The organism is Chloracidobacterium sp. (assembly GCA_015075585.1).
In the GTDB taxonomy this organism is placed as follows: domain Bacteria; phylum Acidobacteriota; class Blastocatellia; order Pyrinomonadales; family Pyrinomonadaceae; genus OLB17.
Genome location: JABTUB010000001.1, coordinates 1853885 through 1869930 on the forward strand (window position 1 = coordinate 1853885; position 16046 = coordinate 1869930).

The following is a 16046-nucleotide window of genomic DNA, read 5'->3' on the forward strand; positions in this document are numbered from 1 at the left end:
TTACCTCGTCGATGTCGGCGTTCCGCGATATGTATGCGGCACGAGCGTCATATTGTTCGACGTTACCATCACGAATTGATTCGACCCGATATAAACCAGTTCGACCGATGAATCTTTCACGCCTGAGATCGAATCAACGATCGTTGTTGTCTGGATCGGGCCCGAATAAAGCTTGTTGTGGTTGTTGTCGATCATGGCAGCGGACATTCGGCTGCCATTTCCGGCTACGGCAACGGCAGACCATACGGTCCCGACACCGGTCGGTGTCCAGCTCGTGCCTCCGTCGTACGAGATCACAACCAGTCCGCCAGCTCCGCCGACCACGCCGCCCGCAGTTACCGCTATCCTCATTCCATCCGACGACATCGAGACGCCGTTCCACGCTGTATTGTTCCCCGACGGTCCCAGTGTATTCGCCGTCCAAGTTGCGCCGGAATTGGACGACACCCAAACCTTGCCCGGATTTTCGACCGCTACGAGCTTTGAGCCGTCCGCACTAGAGGCGACGGACTGCCACTGGTTACTACCAGTTGAGCTGAGCCTGTCAACCCACGTTACGCCGGAATCAGTCGATGTATGGACGTGTCCGTTAAGCACAGCGGCGATCAGCTTGGTTCCGTCAGCCGATGAAGCGACGCGGGAGTACGAATTAGGGCTCATTCGGGACGTCCAAGAAACGCCGGAGTTTGACGATGTATAAATGTCGTGATTGTCGGCGGCGACCAGCTTGGTACCGTCGGCGGATGAGGCAACTGAATTCCAATACTTGTTCGAGTCGGCAAACCTGGCCGTCCAGGTCGCTCCTGAATCTGCCGAGGTGTATAGAAAACCGTCCTCAACGCTTGCGATCAATTTGGTTCCGTCGCTCGACGAAGCGATAGAAGTGTAGTTGCGGATGTCATCCGGCAGCGGTAGGCTCCAGGTTTGCCCGGCATTTTGAGAGATCGCAATATATCCGGGATATTCTACGGCAGCGAGCTTTGTGCCGTCTGCGGATGATGCAATTGCGGTCCACACGTTCGTGTCGGTCGAAGCAGTGACGCTGTACTGACGCGTCCAGATCGTCTCTTGGTGTGTTGTTGCCCAATCCAGAATCGACTGCCCCGAGTTCATCGCGAGCGTGAAGCCGCCAGTGCCTTTTTCGACAACGCGAACGACATCACCGACCGCAGGTGAAGCAGGAAGCGTGACCGTTGAGGCGGCAGTATTCGTGAGAATGTATCCGTTGTTCGGCAGTGCCTGAACCGGCCCCGACGAACTCACATTCCACTTGACCGTTCCCGGCACATTCACTAGCCCCGAACCGTTGCCGCTCAAAACACCGGTAAACGTCTTATCGCCCGCGATCGACTGCGTAGTAGAGAGATCGACAAAATTCTTAACATTGCTGCCCGTTCCGCCGTTCGCGATACCGACGACGCCGGTAACGGAATATGCGGATGTCGCGGATGTGGCGGTCGCCGCATTCGAAGCGTTCGCGACAGTGCCCGTAACCTTCGATCCATCTATCGAGATGATCTGGTCACTGTTGACGCAGGCTACGCAGCTCAGAGCCTGTGCATACGGCGTCGCACCGATCAGCAGCCTCGGTGAGAGCTGCGTATAGGTGTTCGCTCCTGCGGGACTCACCTGCAGGTCAAGATATGTCGTAGGCGTCGTGCTGAAGAGATCGCCGGGTAAGTTGATAGGTGCCGAAAAGACGCCGTTAGCCAATGTAACGTCTGTAAGGTCAACTTCCGCGAGCGGGGTTCCGCCCGAAGCGACACCGTAGATCTGGATGATCATATCGAAGTTGCCCGTTGCCGGGTCTCCGTTCGCAAGTGTTAACTTCCCCTGATAGATAAAGGGTACAGGGGCCGGTGCAAGGGTTCCTGTTTGTCCGGAACCAAATGTTGTAAGTAATAGAAGGAGTGCAAGCACAAAGTATGATCGCTTCATAAAACATTTACCTCAGTAATGATATTTAGAGACAATTGGGCGCAGTATTGATCGGGAGCGGCTGATACGGAGCGTCCCGCTCCGCATCTATGCCGGCAGGCCTTCGAATGAATTCATCGCCGCGGCTGTTTACAACGCGAAAGTTCCCATTCCCACGTGATCGTCGAGCCGTCCGCGTCCTGAAGTGTCTTGCTGCCGACGAGTTCGACACCGTCGTTCAGATACATGGTCGGGTAGCGGCCCGCAGAAAGCGCCGAATGTATCCAAACGGTACTCTCGCGATTATCGTCGTGTCCTTTTTCAAGGTCGCAGGTCGTCTGATCCACGCGTTCGTAATCGTGTACCTTCGACGGGATCGGCCCGGTGTCAAGCATAAAGCCGAGCTGATAGTCAGAATCACCGCCGGAGAACGACATTCCGAATGCGTATGGATAGCTCGCCTTCTGAAACGTTACGTCCGTCCCCGAGACGAACGCCGTTGTAAAGTTGCCTTCCTCCTTGCCGCAACATGGATCGTTCTCGCGTCTGCCCTCGAATTTCGTCGTGTAGTAGCCGTAAACGTCGAACGTGGCCTGTTTTTTCGGCACTTTTGCGGCCACCTCTTCGGGAGTTCGCGGGTTGAGCGTGACCTGAACGTCCTCATGAATATCGGTCGTTTTGACGCCGTCGCCCGCCGAGTTCATACCGGGCGTTCTGGCGGATTTTACGACCACCGTTTTTCGCAGATCGCGCGTATAACTGACAGTGCCGCCCCAATCTTCGCTGCACGGTTCCCAATCCTTCACGGGAATGTTGACGCTGACCGTCTTCAACGCCATTTTCGCAAGTATGTCGGGGATGACGCCGATCAAATATCCCACGATGCCGCCATTCTTTAGGTCGAGTGACCCCCAAAGGATCTTCGGTATATCTTTCTCGGCGTCCATTTTTTCGGTCGCGACCGAGAGCGACCAACGATCTTTCTTCGGCACGGGCGTAACGGCGATCTTGCGCAGATCCTTCCGCTGCTCTTTGCCGGTCGCCTTGACCTTATTTTGACCTTGGCTATCGGTCATTTGTTTCGACAGATCCAGGTTATTTCGATCCGTCGAATCCATATACAAGGGCGAATTCTCCGCGCGGTCGCGTGGTACCCACTTTACGGGAACGTCCTTAAGGACACCTTCTTCCGGTACGTCCAGTTCAGCACCCGTAGCCATCTTGATGACCTTTGCGACGCAGTTGATCTGAGCTGAATTCGGAAAGTATCGCTTGAAGGTCGCGGTCACCGTGCGCTCTTCTCCGCGGTCTATATACTGGTTGCTCTTCGTTCGCACGATCGGTGCGTTCGGGACATCGACCTCGATCTCGATAAAAAGATTTGCGGCGATCAGCTTCAAATACGACATGATCATGTTCGCCTTCTCGACTCCGCTCGCGGCATCCTTGAAATACTCATCGAGAGCAGCCTTTCCCGGATGCTCGATGCCGAACATCTTCAGGATCTTCTCCCCTTTTTTCTTATACCCCTGAGCTTCGGCGGCCGTATCTATCGTCGGGCACGGGGAATCATCCGACATCGGACTGCGTCTGCCGAGGATCATCCCGACACGGTCGTAGCCCGCGTTCATGTACATCACGCCCAGATCGTTCGGTCTTGGGGCCTTCTCAAAGAACGACATTCCGCCCGACGCTTCTTCGTACGCCGTTACGAGATCGCCGAGGTAACGGCGTTCGATGAGCGACGCCTGCATCATATTGATCGGGGACTGCGGCGTGGAAATATCCTTTCCGAGTGCGAAGATCAGCTCGGCGAGGAACTTATTCGGCACGAATTTCGAGGTTCTCGACGCCCTGATGTCGCGTACCATTCCGCCCGCGATATCGACATTCTTCAGCACCGTCGAATTGCCCTTGATGACCGTTGCCATCTTCTCGATGCTCGTCGCAAACCCCATATTGCTCGAACGCAGCATCCCCGCAACTTCATAATCGAAGAATGCGGTGCCGTTCGGATGCTCCGGCTTGTAGAGGATCTTTTGCTTCTCGTCGATGATGTGGTATCCCGAGATGAGCAATGCGCCGATGAGTGCCGAAAGCGAATTTTCGTCATCCTTTAGGATCATCGCCGCAGCCTTTTTTGCAAGTGCAGCGTCGGGATCGCCGCCGAAAACGTACTCTCGCGGCAACCCTTTCTTTGCGAAATCGTTAAGCGGGTCATTCGAGGGCACGACCTTGACTTTGGATGTCGGTGCCGGCCCGTTGACTATCGGCGGCCCTGTGCGGCGCTGCGGTTGTCCGACCACAGCGAGGGCAAACACCAATATTAGAAGCATTGATGCGGATAAGCCTTTCATATTCCTCCCTCTTGCTATTTCGCCTTTGCTAAGACACCGCCGATCACTTGGTCGATCGCCGCCTTTACCGCGTCGTTCGCCGAACCTTTTACCTCAGCAGTTGCCGGCGAGGAAATGATGGCCGTCTTGCCGTCCTTGCCGTAAAGCGTGACAACGATCTCAGCGGACGACGTCCCGGCTTTTGCCATATCCGATGAACCGGTAATTTTGCCGAACAGCCCGCCGATCTTCGCACCGCCTGATTCCTTGATCTTTTTGATCTCGACACCGATAACATTCGCAAAATTACCGACGGCAATATCTGACGATGATGAGACAAGAAGCCCGCTCATTCCAATTGAACTGACCTTCGTTGAGAGGTAGTTTCGCAGATCGTCCTGATCGACCTTATTCACACTGCCCGAAAAGTAGTCGATAGCGATGGTCTTTTGGGACTTGGTGCCGTCGGAAAAGACCGTCTTTGCGGACGTGTCGATCTTCGTTTGACGCTTCGTCAGGGCCTCCATCGATTCGACCTCGATCCAAGGGCTTATCGGCACATCAAAGAGTGCTTGTGCGAGTGTCGCTTTCGATAGCTCGAGCGTCTCGACCGTCGAAGTGTCAGTAAGTTTGCCGCTGAGATAGGATTTTCTCGTGCCTGTGAGCATAAAGCCCGGATTGGCAAGGCGCTTGAAGACCGTCTTCGGCATACAGCCGCCGCTAACGGGAGGCGGACGATTTATCGGACACGATTGGGTCTCAACAGTTAGCTGTACGAACCAGCCTTCGAACTCCATTTTCATTGGTTCGGACGGTTGGCACGCGTCCGGCGAGGTTTCGATCGTCTGCGTCCACTTGAGCCACTTCGCGTCAAGGCCGAACATCTTCTGCCGCTTGCCGGAATCGACGACCCACGAGTCGATCGTCATCGTTCCCTTGAACGTGATCTTTTGATTGCCGCGGCGTGCAAGCTTCTCCGGCGGTGCGGACGACCAATCGTAGTAATCGATGAAGTACTGCTTGTTGCGGTCACTTAAGTAAAGATCCTGCTTCAGATCGCACTGCTGGACCACGATCGGCGTCTCCGGCATCATCTGCGACGCCATCGAGCCCATCTGGCTCATCGCCGCAGCGGTCTGGGGGTCAAGATCAATCTTCATCTCGGTCCGCTGTCTCACGCCTTTAAGATAGATCGTCGTGATCATCCCCATTTTTGAACCACCCTGCGATATCTTTTGTGAGAGCGTCCAATCGGCAAGAACTGAAATTGAAGTAAAAATGAAAATGAGGGTCGCACAAATGATCTCTTTCATAGCCAATAACTCCAAAGAACTGAATAATTTACGGGCACGGATATTATGCTCGCGCTATTTTCGTGTAGTCAAGGTATTTCAACGGCAAAAACGATCTTTTTTAGAACGGCATATCAGAAATCCTGAATATGAACGTCGTGTACGCCTATAAAACAGAAAGCATTTGTCGGCGAAGGCTGCTCCGACAAATGCTTCTGTTCAGGGCTCGGAGGGTAAGGCTCTAGGGGAAAGCCTTTAGGGTGCCCTGTTTAGACCCTCGGGTTGCGTTGCTGTCAACCCCGTTCCGCCGCAGGTTCTTGCCAATCAGGTCCGAGGTCCTCGTGCCAAAGGCTCTCAGCAAGATACGGATCCCTGATCGGCACGAGGTTCTTGGCTGAAAGATTTCTGACGAACATGAACAGGAACAGTGCAACGAAAGCAATGAGCAACGCGATGTCAGCAATACCGATCGCCGGTGTCGCTGAGAACGGCGGCATCACCATAACATACATATCCAGCCAGCGGCCGACGAGTACGATAGTGCAAGCGGTCAGCAGCCACGTCTTGTTGAACTTCACGCGCTTCGGCAGAAGCATGATGAAGGGTATGATCCAGTTCAAAAACAGGTTTACGATGAAAAATGCGAACCAACCTCGCCCGGAGGTCTGCCGGAAATAGTAGATCGTCTCCTCGGGCAGGTTCGCATAATAGATCAGGAGGTATTGGCTGATCCAGATATATGCCCAAAAGGTCGCGTAGCCGAGCACGATAACCCCAAGCTTATGCAGATGCTTCCCGCCGATTTCCTTCAGGATACCGTAACGCTGCAGAAAAATGATGAAGAATGTGATCGCAGAGACGCCTGAAAGCAAAGTGCCCGCGATCAAGTAGAACCCGAAGATCGTGCTGTAGAATAGCGGCTCGATCGACATTATCCAGTCAAATGAAGCGAGCGAATATGTGACGCCGAAGATCACCAGGAACAGCGCCGAATAACGTTTTGCCGAGGCTGTGTGATCGGGTGAACCGTCGCCGTCCTGCCGCGTTGACATATAGCGGATGATATAGACGAAAACCGTCCAGATCAGGAGATAAATGAACATTCGGGCAAAGAAGAAACCCGGCGTCAGCCATGTATCTTTGAAAGCATAGGTTGGGCCGTGTTCGATATACCTTTCGTTGGTCCACTTGTAGATCTCATGCCTGCCGAAAAAAACGACAAGCAGCGTTAAAGCCCCGACCGGCACATAGCTCATCAATGCCTCGGGCACACGCCGCAGTACACTCGTCCAGCCTGAGTTCGACACATAATGCACCGCGATAAAGACCGCTGCCCCAAGTGCAAATGTCATAACGAACAATGCGTTGACAAGGTAGCTTTGCCAAAAATGAGAGCCGAGAGTAGCGGCAACCACTACGCCGACAATGAATAGGGCTATGAGGATCGCCTTATCACGCTTACTGAAGAATGGCACGTCTTTCATAGGTCACTGTTTCTGCAAAGTTCTGATATAAAGGATCACCTTCCAGCGGTCATCCGGAAGCACTTGAGCTGCGTGCGGCGGCATATTGCCGTTGTTGCGTCCGTAAGTAATGATGTGGAACATGGCCCCATCCGGCAGTGCGATCGATGCAGGAGCCTTATATGACGTCGGAGGCATATATTTTGCTGCGATCGGCCCGTCCCCGACCCCTGTCGTTCCATGACAGACGGCACAAGTGTTCGTATAGATATATTTTCCGCGCGCGATGTTCTCAGGCGTAGGCTGGAATGGATTGACGAGTTCTTTCCCCGCACGGGCTTCATCCTCCGGCGTTGCCTGATAATGGAGCGGCAAAAATCCTCGACGCACCGTTCCCGAAGGAGGCGTCTGCAAGGTCATATCCTCCGGAAGGATCGGGTTCTCAGTATATGAGAGCGATGCAGGTGAATACTGCATCTGCGTCGGCACCTCGCGATTTCTCTCTGAGAAATCGCGGCTCAAGCCGTAAAGACTGCCGAGAACCACCACGGGAAGCAGGATGAAAAATACTACAGCCAACTTCGTCTTCATACAAGATCAGCCCCCTCAACGATCTCAAGCGGATCGAAGCTTCGCAATATCTTCAGCGTATCCGTGTAGTCAAATGCAGCATTTGACTGCTCTACGACCAGAGCGAATTTATCATCCGTAACTCCCGGCAGCGCCGTCCGCTTACTGAACGGATAGAGCCGGCGGTTGGCAAAGAACGCAAAAACAGCGGTCAGACCCGAGAACAGCACCGTCAGCTCAAAACTTATCGGCACGAAAAGCGGATATCCTGCAAAGGGCTTGCCGGCAAGATTGACCGGCCAATCGTAATCGAAAACATACATCTGCATTCCGATCGCCGTAAGTAGCCCCAGAACGCCGCCTGCGAATATGACCCAGGTCAGTTTTGTCGGCCGCTCACCGGTTGCAAGATCCAAGCCATGTACCGGATACGGCGTGAACACGTCATAGATCTCGGCTCCCTGTTTACGAACCTCCAGGATGCAATCGACAAGATCATCTTCATTGTCGAAATAGGCAACTGTGTAACGCACTATGCCTTTATTCTTTCTAGTGGCGCGCATATCGCAAAACCCCCTTGATCTCAGCGATCGAGATCACCGGAAATACCCGTATAAAGATCAGGAAACACGTAAAGAACAGACCGAACGTCCCGATGAAGATGCCTATCTCGGTCAGCGTCGGCACATACATCGCCCAACTCGACGGCAGATAGTCACGATGCAGACTCAGCACAATGATCACGAAACGCTCGAACCACATTCCGATATTGACGAAGATCGTCATTGCAAAAATGATCGGCACCGTCGTGCGAACACGCTTGAACCAGAACAACTGCGGGATCAGAGCGTTGCAGGTGAACATCACCCAATATGCCCACGCATACGGCCCCAACATACGATTGACGATCGAGAAGATCTCATTCGGATTGCCGCTGTAGAACCCGATAAATATCTCAGAGATATAGGCGAGGCCGACGATCGAACCGGTCAGCAGCGTGATCTTGCACATATTCTCGAGATGGCTGATGGTGATATACGCCTCGAGGTGCATGATCTTTCTCACGGGTATGAGCAGTGTCATCACCATCGCAAAACCGGAGAAAATGGCCCCGGCAACAAAGTACGGCGGAAAGATCGTTGAGTGCCATCCCGGAATAAGCGATGTTGCGAAGTCGAAGCTGACGATACTGTGGACCGAGAGCACGAGCGGCGTCGCAAGGGCAGCAAGTATGCCGTAAACGGTCTCATATCGAGACCATGCTTTGTTCGATCCGGTCCAGCCCAAACTCAAGATCCCGTAAAAGATACGGCGCCATTTCGTTTTCACACGGTCGCGCACCGTTGCAAGGTCAGGCACGAGGCCGAGATACCAAAACACTGCCGAGATCGTAAAATAGGTTGAAATGGCAAAGAAGTCCCACAGCAGCGGCGAGTAGAAGTTGACCCAAAGCGGGCCTCTGGTGTTCGGATACGGTACGAACCAAAAGAACAGCCACGGGCGCCCCATATGTATCAGCGGGAACAATCCTGCACACATGACAGCAAAGAGCGTCATGGCTTCGGCTGAACGGTTGATCGACGTACGCCACTTTTGATTGAAAAGGAAAAGGATCGCCGAAATGAACGTGCCGGCGTGCCCGATACCGATCCAGAAGACGAAATTCGTGATATCGAAGGCCCAGCCAATGGTGCGGTTAAGCCCCCAAGTGCCGATGCCTACCGTTACTGTGTAAATGACCGCAACGGTTCCGATCAGGAGCAAGAACAGCGAGCAAGCAAAGGCGATCCACCATCCTTTTCCGGGCTTGCCATCCAAGAGGTCGCTGATATCGGCCGTAACGTCACCTATCGTTTTGTCGCCCTCAACCAGCGGATCACGCAGCGGCGAATAAACGGGATGAAGCCCGCCCGCATTGCCCACCGGAACGGTCACGTCCTCTTCAAATAGTTCGATATCTCTAATAGATGCAGACATATGCGTTAATTAAGCCTCACCCTCTGTGTCGGAATTTCGGACCTTCGCAAGGTATGTAAGAGCAGGATTCAGGTTCAGTTCTTCCAGTAAAACATAATTCCTGCCGAGTTTTTTCAAGTTGACGACGCGGCTCGCCAGATCCTTCTCGTCACCGAATGAGATAGCGTTCGCCGGACAGCTCTGCTGGCACGCCGTTTGTATCTCACCATCCTTGATCGGACGCCCCTCGTTGCGGGAATGGATCTTAACTTCTTCGATACGCTGTATGCAGAAAGAGCATTTCTCCATCACGCCGCGTGTGCGCACAGTTACGTCCGGATTCAATGCAAGATTCGCGAGCCGATCCTCGTGCTTGTAATCGAACCAATTGAACCGGCGAACCTTGAATGCACAGTTGTTATTGCAATATCGCGTACCGACACAGCGGTTATAGACCTGCATACTCAGGCCTTCGCTGCTGTGGGCGGTGGCAAGCACAGGGCAGACACTCTCGCACGACGCGTTGCCGCATTGCTGACAAGTGATCGGCTGGAAGAGCGTTTTTGTCTCACCGTCCTTCTCTTCGTAGTAACGGTCGATCCTCATCCAGTGCATCTCGCGGCGGCGGCGGACCTCATCCTTGCCGACCACCGGAATGTTATTCTCAGCCTGACAGCTCAGTACGCAGGCGTTGCAGCCGATACATGCACTTAGGTCGATGACCATTCCCCACTTATGGTCGGGATACTCATGGCGGGGCCAAAGCTGCTGCCCTTCGTGGCCGTGCTCTACGGCTTTGCCTTCAAGATATTCAGCAAATGAAAATTGTTCAACGAGCGGCCTGTCATGCGTTGAATCTTCGGTTTGCGTCTTTGCAAGTGCGATGCTGTTGGCCGTCGGCTCAAGCGTTACACCGCTTGACGAATACGCAAAGGACGCCCCCGCCAAACTAACGAAAGGATAAGCATTGCCGCCTACGCCGGTGCCTGCCTTACCCGCCATCGTCCGGCCGTAGCCGACAGCGACGGCGACAACATCGTCGCTCTGGCCTTTTTGAATAAGCACCGGCAGTTCCACCGATGCGGAATCCTTCTTGAGCCGTACGACCTGCCCCTCATAAAGGCCTTTGGACTCGGCCGTCTTCGGCGAAACGCACGCGTAATTGTCCCATGTCGTCTTGCTCATCGGGTCCGGGATCTCGTGCAGCCAAGGATTTCCGCCGAACCTGCCGTCGCGAAGCGTTATCTTCTCGTAGAGGGCCAGCGTAAGCTCGCCGGCTTGGCCTTTGCGGGCGGCAATACGTGAAAAGGCCTCTGATACACTGTCAGCTTTGTATGCGGGCGGCGCAGGAGCAGTTTCCTCGGGGACAAAGACACCATCCTGGATTGAATGATCCCAGAACTCGTCGAATGTCGTGTATTTCTTCTGTTTCGGAAAAAGATCCGTCTGCCAGCGAGCCCGCAACGCATCATAGAACGTGCGGTTGTCGCCGCTCCAAGCCATAAGGCTCTCCTGATACGCCCGTGTCTTGAACAGCGGCGAGATCACCGGCTGATTCATGCTGAAAATACCGCTGACGCTCTCAACTTCATCCCACGCTTCCAGGAAGTGGTGTGTCGGGCAAACAACATCGGCCAGGGATGCCGTCTCGTCAAGCATCGGATTGAAGGTAACCTTAAAAGGAACCTTTGCAAGAGCATTCTTGAATTCAGACGCCGCGAAATAATCGTATGCAGGGTTCGCGTTCAGAATGAACAAGGCCGCCACACCGCCGCCTGCCATTTCGTCCACAAGGGCCTTCATTTCGTCGTCACGGTTCTGTCCGAGCATCGAAGGCCGATCAATACGCACCGTGGTGCCGTAATTGCCCAGCGATTGGTTGATCGAATTTACTACCTGCTGAATGTCAGCATCATTGCTGCCGCACAGCACGAGCGAACCGCCCTTGGCCTTTTGTAACTCAGCCGCAAACTTCTCTACCGCGGCTTTCGTCGCCGGTGAAAGGTGCGACGGCTCGAATGCAGAGGAGCCTTGCCCGGTAAGCTTGGCAAGCAGCAATATCGCCTCAGCCTCCTCATTCGGCGAGATCTTGACCCTTGTATCGGCGTTCGCTCCCGTCATTGAATAACGCGACTCGAACTGAATATGCCGCAGCATTTCCTTCTTCTCATCCTTGAGATCTCGCGCAGTGGAATAGTCACGAGCAAATTGAGCCGGTGATATCCAGCCACCGAGAAAATCAGCACCGAAATTTACGATGATCTTCGCTTTTGTGAGGTCGTAGTTAGGAACTGCCCGTACGCCGTGCGTCTTTTCATGAGCATCTGCGATAGCCGAAAAAGAGACAGGCTCATATACGATGTGCTTAGAGCCGGGAAACTGCGCAAGGAACTTATCGATGGCTGCTTTTGAAGCCGGGCCGGTGATCGTCCGCGACAGAAATCGGACCTTGCCGCCCGTGGCCTTTACGGAGGCAAGTTTATCGGCGACCTGCATATCGACCTGTGTCCATTCGGCCGCAGATTGACCGATGCGCGGGCCTTGAAGCCTTTCAGAATCATAAAGCCCGAATACGAGCGAGTGGGCTACGGGGCAAAGGCCGCCTTTGTTGATCGGGTTCTCGGGGTTGCCTTCGACCTTTATCGGACGCCCGTCACGCACCTTAACAAGAACGCCGCAGCCCGCGCTGCACCCGCTGCATGTCGATGCATACCAACTCGCGACGCCCGGCGTCATTTCGGGCGGTTGATGAACGAACGGAATAACCTTCTGCTCCGGAGCACGGCAGCTCGCAAGCGTCAGACCTGCGGTCGTGTAGCCGAGCAATTCCAAAAAGGTCCGCCGCGAGAAGCCGCCGGCCTTCGACACATCCGGCATCCCGGACTCATCTTCGTCAATAAACTGCTTCCAAAGTTTGTTCGTCATTTTGACCCTTCGTATTAGTGATGACAAACCGCACAATCCGTCGATGGTTTCAGCACCTTTGGATCGCCCGGCGCGGCCGGCTGCGGCTGTCCGTTCTCATCGATCACCATGTTGTTGTAAGTCCGGTGGCAATTTACGCACGAACTCATCGTGAACGTGTTCTGCTGCGATACACGCTCCATCGTCTCGACCGGGCCGTGGCACGTCTGGCAGCTAATGTTAGCGGTCACATGCCGGCTGTGATTGAATGTTACGAAATCAGGCACGTCATTGACCTTGACCCATTCGATCGGCTTGTTCTCATTGATGGCGGCATAGATCTTTTCCACGTCCGCCTTGTGTGCCGGATCGGTCAGATTCTGATAGATCTTGCTGTGGCAGTTCATACAGGTTGCAACACTTGGCACGCCTGCCGCCTTCGATTTATCAGCGTTCGAGTGGCAGTACATACAGTTGATCTTGTTATCACCCGCGTGGATCTTGTGCGAAAAATTGATCGGCTGCACAGGTTCATACCCGAACTGGTCACCATAGATCACGAACGACTTCGTCCGAAGCAAGAAGAATGCTCCGACGAACGTGACCAACAGAGAAATAATTATCAGCGTCCGTAAACTCATGATCACCTCGCGATCTCAGCCGCATGTCCCGACTTTGCGTTGGGATCTGATGATTTCTGCCCTTTTCCCATCCGATATTGGCCGCGCATCTTTTTCCGGTTCCAATTCCAACGCACGACCTGATACGGCCTCCACAAATAGCTGACCGGCAGCGACACCATGTGCACCAAGCGGGAAAAAGGAAAGATCGCCAACAGAAGGAATGCTCCTATTATGTGTGTTTTGATCCAGTGCGGAAGCGTTTGGATCGTTGCGATGTCCGGTTGGAACATGAAAAGCGACCTCAGATAGGGCACCGCCGCAAATGCGTACCATGACGAACCCCAACGAAGAAAGATCGCGATATAAACGCCATATACGACCTGAAGACCAAGCAGAAGGATCACAACCGTGTCAACGACCGTCGTTACCGACTTGATCCGCGGCGTCGTGAACCTACGCCAGATCAACGCCAGAATTCCGATAAGAGCCAGAAGCCCGAAAAGCAGCCCCGTTATCTCTAAGACATACAGCCGAACAGGAACGCTGTTCCACCAAAGAACCTCTTTCGGGATCAGAAAGCCGATAAGATGCCCTGTTAGGGCACCTATGATCCCGAAGTGCCACGGCACCGAGCCATAGAACAGTTCATCGCCTTCGAGGAGCTGTGATGACAGGCTCGAATACGAGAAACGATCAAGGATATAGCGGTAGATCGAGACCACTACGAAAAGTGTGAACGCCGCGTAGGGCAAAAAGATGTACAGGATATAATCGATCATAATGACACCTCTGTTGACGTTGAGACGGCGGCCTGCATTCGCGACATCGCCGTTGCGGAAACAGTGCCGCGAAGTGCGGCAGCCGTGGCCTTGATGAGATCCAAATACGGATTCACTTCCTTGAATTTCTTGATGATCTTCTCCAATCCCGGTATCAGGCAGAGATTGATAAGCGATCCGCGAAGATCGTCGTCATCCATACAGCGGATCATCCTCAGCAGAACAGGCAGATGATCCGGCAGTTGCTGTTCCTGTCCAAGGTCAAAACCCTCCTGCGTCTCGCGCAGGCTTGCGAGAAAGGCACCCCGCTTATAGTCCTCACCGAACAGGTGATACCCGATCTCGAGAGCACACGCCGGGTTCAGGTCAAAGGAACGCGTATAGAGTTCTTGCAGTTCGGTAAGCGGTATTTCCGCTATTCCGTTGCAGAAATCGGCGAAGTGTCCGTCCGGATCAGCCTTGGCGAACGTTGAATGTTTTGCCTGTTCGAGCTTTTCAGCCCAATCGGCACGCGGGTATTCCAAAATGTCCGCCATTTCCGCGGGAACCGCTGCAGCATCCTTTGAGACAAGTATCTCCGCCGTTTCCCTATAATGCTCTTGTGCGTACCGTACCGGATCGCTCGCGGCATGATCGCGCCTTGTTTGAATAGGTCCGTTATACATTTAAGCTCCTCTCGCAGGGGCCTCGCGGAAACCAAAGCCGGCAGATCCCTTCTGTTCCCACATATCCTCATCGAGCATTTGCATTGCTTCTTCGCGATGTGACGGCGGAATTACAACGCGCTCGTCCATTGTCGGAAGCGATGTCAGACGATAGATAGCTTCAGCCTCTTCAGGCGTCATACCGCATTCGGCCATTGCCCTGTCAACTGTCTCTTGATCGATATCTCCTACAGTATCGAGCCGCTTAAAGAGGCGGACAACGTACTGTTTTTTCAGAGCCAGCGAAACATGATCGGTATTTCCGGCGGAGAACATACTCGCCAGATACTTGATCGGGAGGCGAGCCTTCTCTATCGGGCTGAAGAGCTCTTCGTTCGCGGTGTCATATACGCCATCCTCGGTCTTTGCCATCACCGGAAGTAGAGGCGGAACGTAGAAGAGCATCGGCAGCGTGCGGAACTCCGCGTGCAGCGGCAGGGCAAGCTTCCACTCCTTTACGTATTTATAAACAGGCGACCGTTCTACCGCTTCAAGGGTCCGCTCGTCAATGCCGTTCGCTTTCGCCTTCTCCCGCACTTCCGGGTCGCGCGGATCGAGGATGATATCGCGATGAGCATCCACAAGTTCATCATCCGAAACGGCCAAGGCTCCCGTGAGTTTATCGGCGTCATACAGCAGTCCGCCGAGATAGCGGATACGGCCGACACAGGAATGGAAGCATGCGGGTGCCTGTCCCGTTTCAAGACGCGGGAAGCACAAGATGCACTTCTCGGATTTGCCCGTTGACCAGTTATAGAAGGTCTTCTTATACGGACACGCCGTTACGCACATTCTCCAGCCGCGGCAGACGTTCTGATCGATAAGGACGATGCCGTCCTCACCGCGTTTGTAGATCGCACCGGACGGGCATGCTGCGACGCAAGCCGGGTTCAGACAGTGATTGCAGATACGCGGCAGGTAGAAAAACACGAGTCGTTCGATATCGAAAAGCTCATCCTGTTCCTCCGGCGTCAGATCTCCGAGGTTCGGGTCATTCGCCGCATACACGGGCGAGCCGCTAAGGTCGTCGTCCCAGTTGGGCCCGGCTTCGATGTCCATGAACTTGCCCGTAACCATCGAGATCGGGCGGGCGGTCGGCTGATCTGCCCCCTCGGGCGAATCAAAGAGATCCTCGTATTTATAGGTCCACGGCTCGTAATAGTCATCCAATTTCGGCAATGCCGGGCTGTGAAACAAATTGAGAAGCCGCGACGGCTTACTACCCATTTTCAATGTGGTCTTGCCGTTTTTCCTCTCCCAGCCGCCTTGGTATTTTTCTTGGTTCTCCCACAACGTCGGATAGCCGGTTCCCGGCTTTGTCTCGACGTTGTTCCACCACATATACTCAGCCCCCTTGCGGTCGGTCCAAACATTCTTGCAGGCTATGGAGCATGTATGGCAACCGATACATTTGTCCAAGTGAAAGACCATTGAGATCTGTAATCTGACATCCATAATTATTTCCCCTCTTCTTGTCTCGGCGACCGGCCGCCCGCCCCCTC

12 protein-coding genes are annotated in these 16046 nt (G+C 53.9%); all 12 read right to left on the bottom strand.

All coding sequences use genetic code 11. The features are described from left to right. Window positions 1-1938, bottom strand: a complete 1938-nt coding sequence (locus tag HS105_08560; protein MBE7516641.1) for an exo-alpha-sialidase — start codon at window positions 1936-1938, stop codon at window positions 1-3. A gap of 113 nt (window positions 1939-2051) precedes the next feature. Beyond that, window positions 2052-4274 carry a hypothetical protein gene (locus HS105_08565; protein MBE7516642.1) on the bottom strand — a complete coding sequence of 741 codons (2223 nt, stop codon included), beginning with the start codon at window positions 4272-4274 and terminating at the stop codon, window positions 2052-2054. A gap of 14 nt (window positions 4275-4288) precedes the next feature. Further along, complete coding sequence (locus HS105_08570; protein ID MBE7516643.1) at window positions 4289-5566, bottom strand: hypothetical protein; 1278 nt, start codon at window positions 5564-5566, stop codon at window positions 4289-4291. 272 nt (window positions 5567-5838) lie between these two features. Beyond that, a complete protein-coding gene (locus HS105_08575) occupies window positions 5839-7029 on the bottom strand; it encodes a hypothetical protein (protein ID MBE7516644.1) in 1191 nt (396 codons plus the stop codon). A 3-nt stretch (window positions 7030-7032) separates the two neighbouring features. Continuing rightward, on the bottom strand, window positions 7033-7599 hold the full coding sequence (locus HS105_08580; GenBank protein MBE7516645.1) for a cytochrome c: 567 nt from the start codon (window positions 7597-7599) through the stop codon (window positions 7033-7035). Then, window positions 7596-8141: a DUF3341 domain-containing protein gene (locus HS105_08585; protein ID MBE7516646.1), complete on the bottom strand. Its 546-nt coding sequence runs from the start codon at window positions 8139-8141 to the stop codon at window positions 7596-7598. Before HS105_08585 ends, HS105_08580 begins: the two co-directional genes overlap by 4 nt. After that, window positions 8128-9555: a polysulfide reductase NrfD gene (nrfD, locus tag HS105_08590; GenBank protein ID MBE7516647.1), complete on the bottom strand. Its 1428-nt coding sequence runs from the start codon at window positions 9553-9555 to the stop codon at window positions 8128-8130. The genes HS105_08585 and nrfD overlap by 14 nt, the downstream gene beginning before the upstream one ends. Before the next feature lie 9 nt (window positions 9556-9564). After that, entirely contained in the window at window positions 9565-12459 is a 2895-nt protein-coding gene (locus HS105_08595; GenBank protein ID MBE7516648.1) for a 4Fe-4S dicluster domain-containing protein, read from the bottom strand. Between the two features lie 14 nt (window positions 12460-12473). Continuing rightward, the gene (locus HS105_08600; protein MBE7516649.1) at window positions 12474-13079 is read right to left on the bottom strand and encodes a cytochrome c3 family protein; all 606 of its coding nucleotides are present in this window, start codon (window positions 13077-13079) and stop codon (window positions 12474-12476) included. A 2-nt stretch (window positions 13080-13081) separates the two neighbouring features. Then, window positions 13082-13840 carry a respiratory nitrate reductase subunit gamma gene (gene narI, locus HS105_08605; protein ID MBE7516650.1) on the bottom strand — a complete coding sequence of 253 codons (759 nt, stop codon included), beginning with the start codon at window positions 13838-13840 and terminating at the stop codon, window positions 13082-13084. Further along, window positions 13837-14505 (bottom strand): hypothetical protein, encoded by a 669-nt coding sequence (locus HS105_08610; protein ID MBE7516651.1) that lies wholly within the window; start codon window positions 14503-14505, stop codon window positions 13837-13839. Before HS105_08610 ends, narI begins: the two co-directional genes overlap by 4 nt. Then, complete coding sequence (narH, locus tag HS105_08615) at window positions 14506-15999, bottom strand: nitrate reductase subunit beta (GenBank protein MBE7516652.1); 1494 nt, start codon at window positions 15997-15999, stop codon at window positions 14506-14508. Window positions 16000-16046 lie beyond the last annotated feature (47 nt).

Bases quoted from the DNA above. Each gene is read 5' to 3' on its own strand.
- HS105_08575 (MBE7516644.1), bottom strand. From the start codon at position 7,029: ATGAAAGACGTGCCATTCTTCAGTAAGCGTGATAAGGCGATCCTCATA.
- HS105_08600 (MBE7516649.1), bottom strand. From the start codon at position 13,079: ATGAGTTTACGGACGCTGATAATTATTTCTCTGTTGGTCACGTTCGTC.
- narI (MBE7516650.1), bottom strand. From the start codon at position 13,840: ATGATCGATTATATCCTGTACATCTTTTTGCCCTACGCGGCGTTCACA.
- HS105_08565 (MBE7516642.1), bottom strand. From the start codon at position 4,274: ATGAAAGGCTTATCCGCATCAATGCTTCTAATATTGGTGTTTGCCCTC.
- nrfD (MBE7516647.1), bottom strand. From the start codon at position 9,555: ATGTCTGCATCTATTAGAGATATCGAACTATTTGAAGAGGACGTGACC.
- HS105_08585 (MBE7516646.1), bottom strand. From the start codon at position 8,141: ATGCGCGCCACTAGAAAGAATAAAGGCATAGTGCGTTACACAGTTGCC.
- HS105_08560 (MBE7516641.1), bottom strand. From the start codon at position 1,938: ATGAAGCGATCATACTTTGTGCTTGCACTCCTTCTATTACTTACAACA.
- narH (MBE7516652.1), bottom strand. From the start codon at position 15,999: ATGGATGTCAGATTACAGATCTCAATGGTCTTTCACTTGGACAAATGT.
- HS105_08570 (MBE7516643.1), bottom strand. From the start codon at position 5,566: ATGAAAGAGATCATTTGTGCGACCCTCATTTTCATTTTTACTTCAATT.
- HS105_08580 (MBE7516645.1), bottom strand. From the start codon at position 7,599: ATGAAGACGAAGTTGGCTGTAGTATTTTTCATCCTGCTTCCCGTGGTG.
- HS105_08595 (MBE7516648.1), bottom strand. From the start codon at position 12,459: ATGACGAACAAACTTTGGAAGCAGTTTATTGACGAAGATGAGTCCGGG.
- HS105_08610 (MBE7516651.1), bottom strand. From the start codon at position 14,505: ATGTATAACGGACCTATTCAAACAAGGCGCGATCATGCCGCGAGCGAT.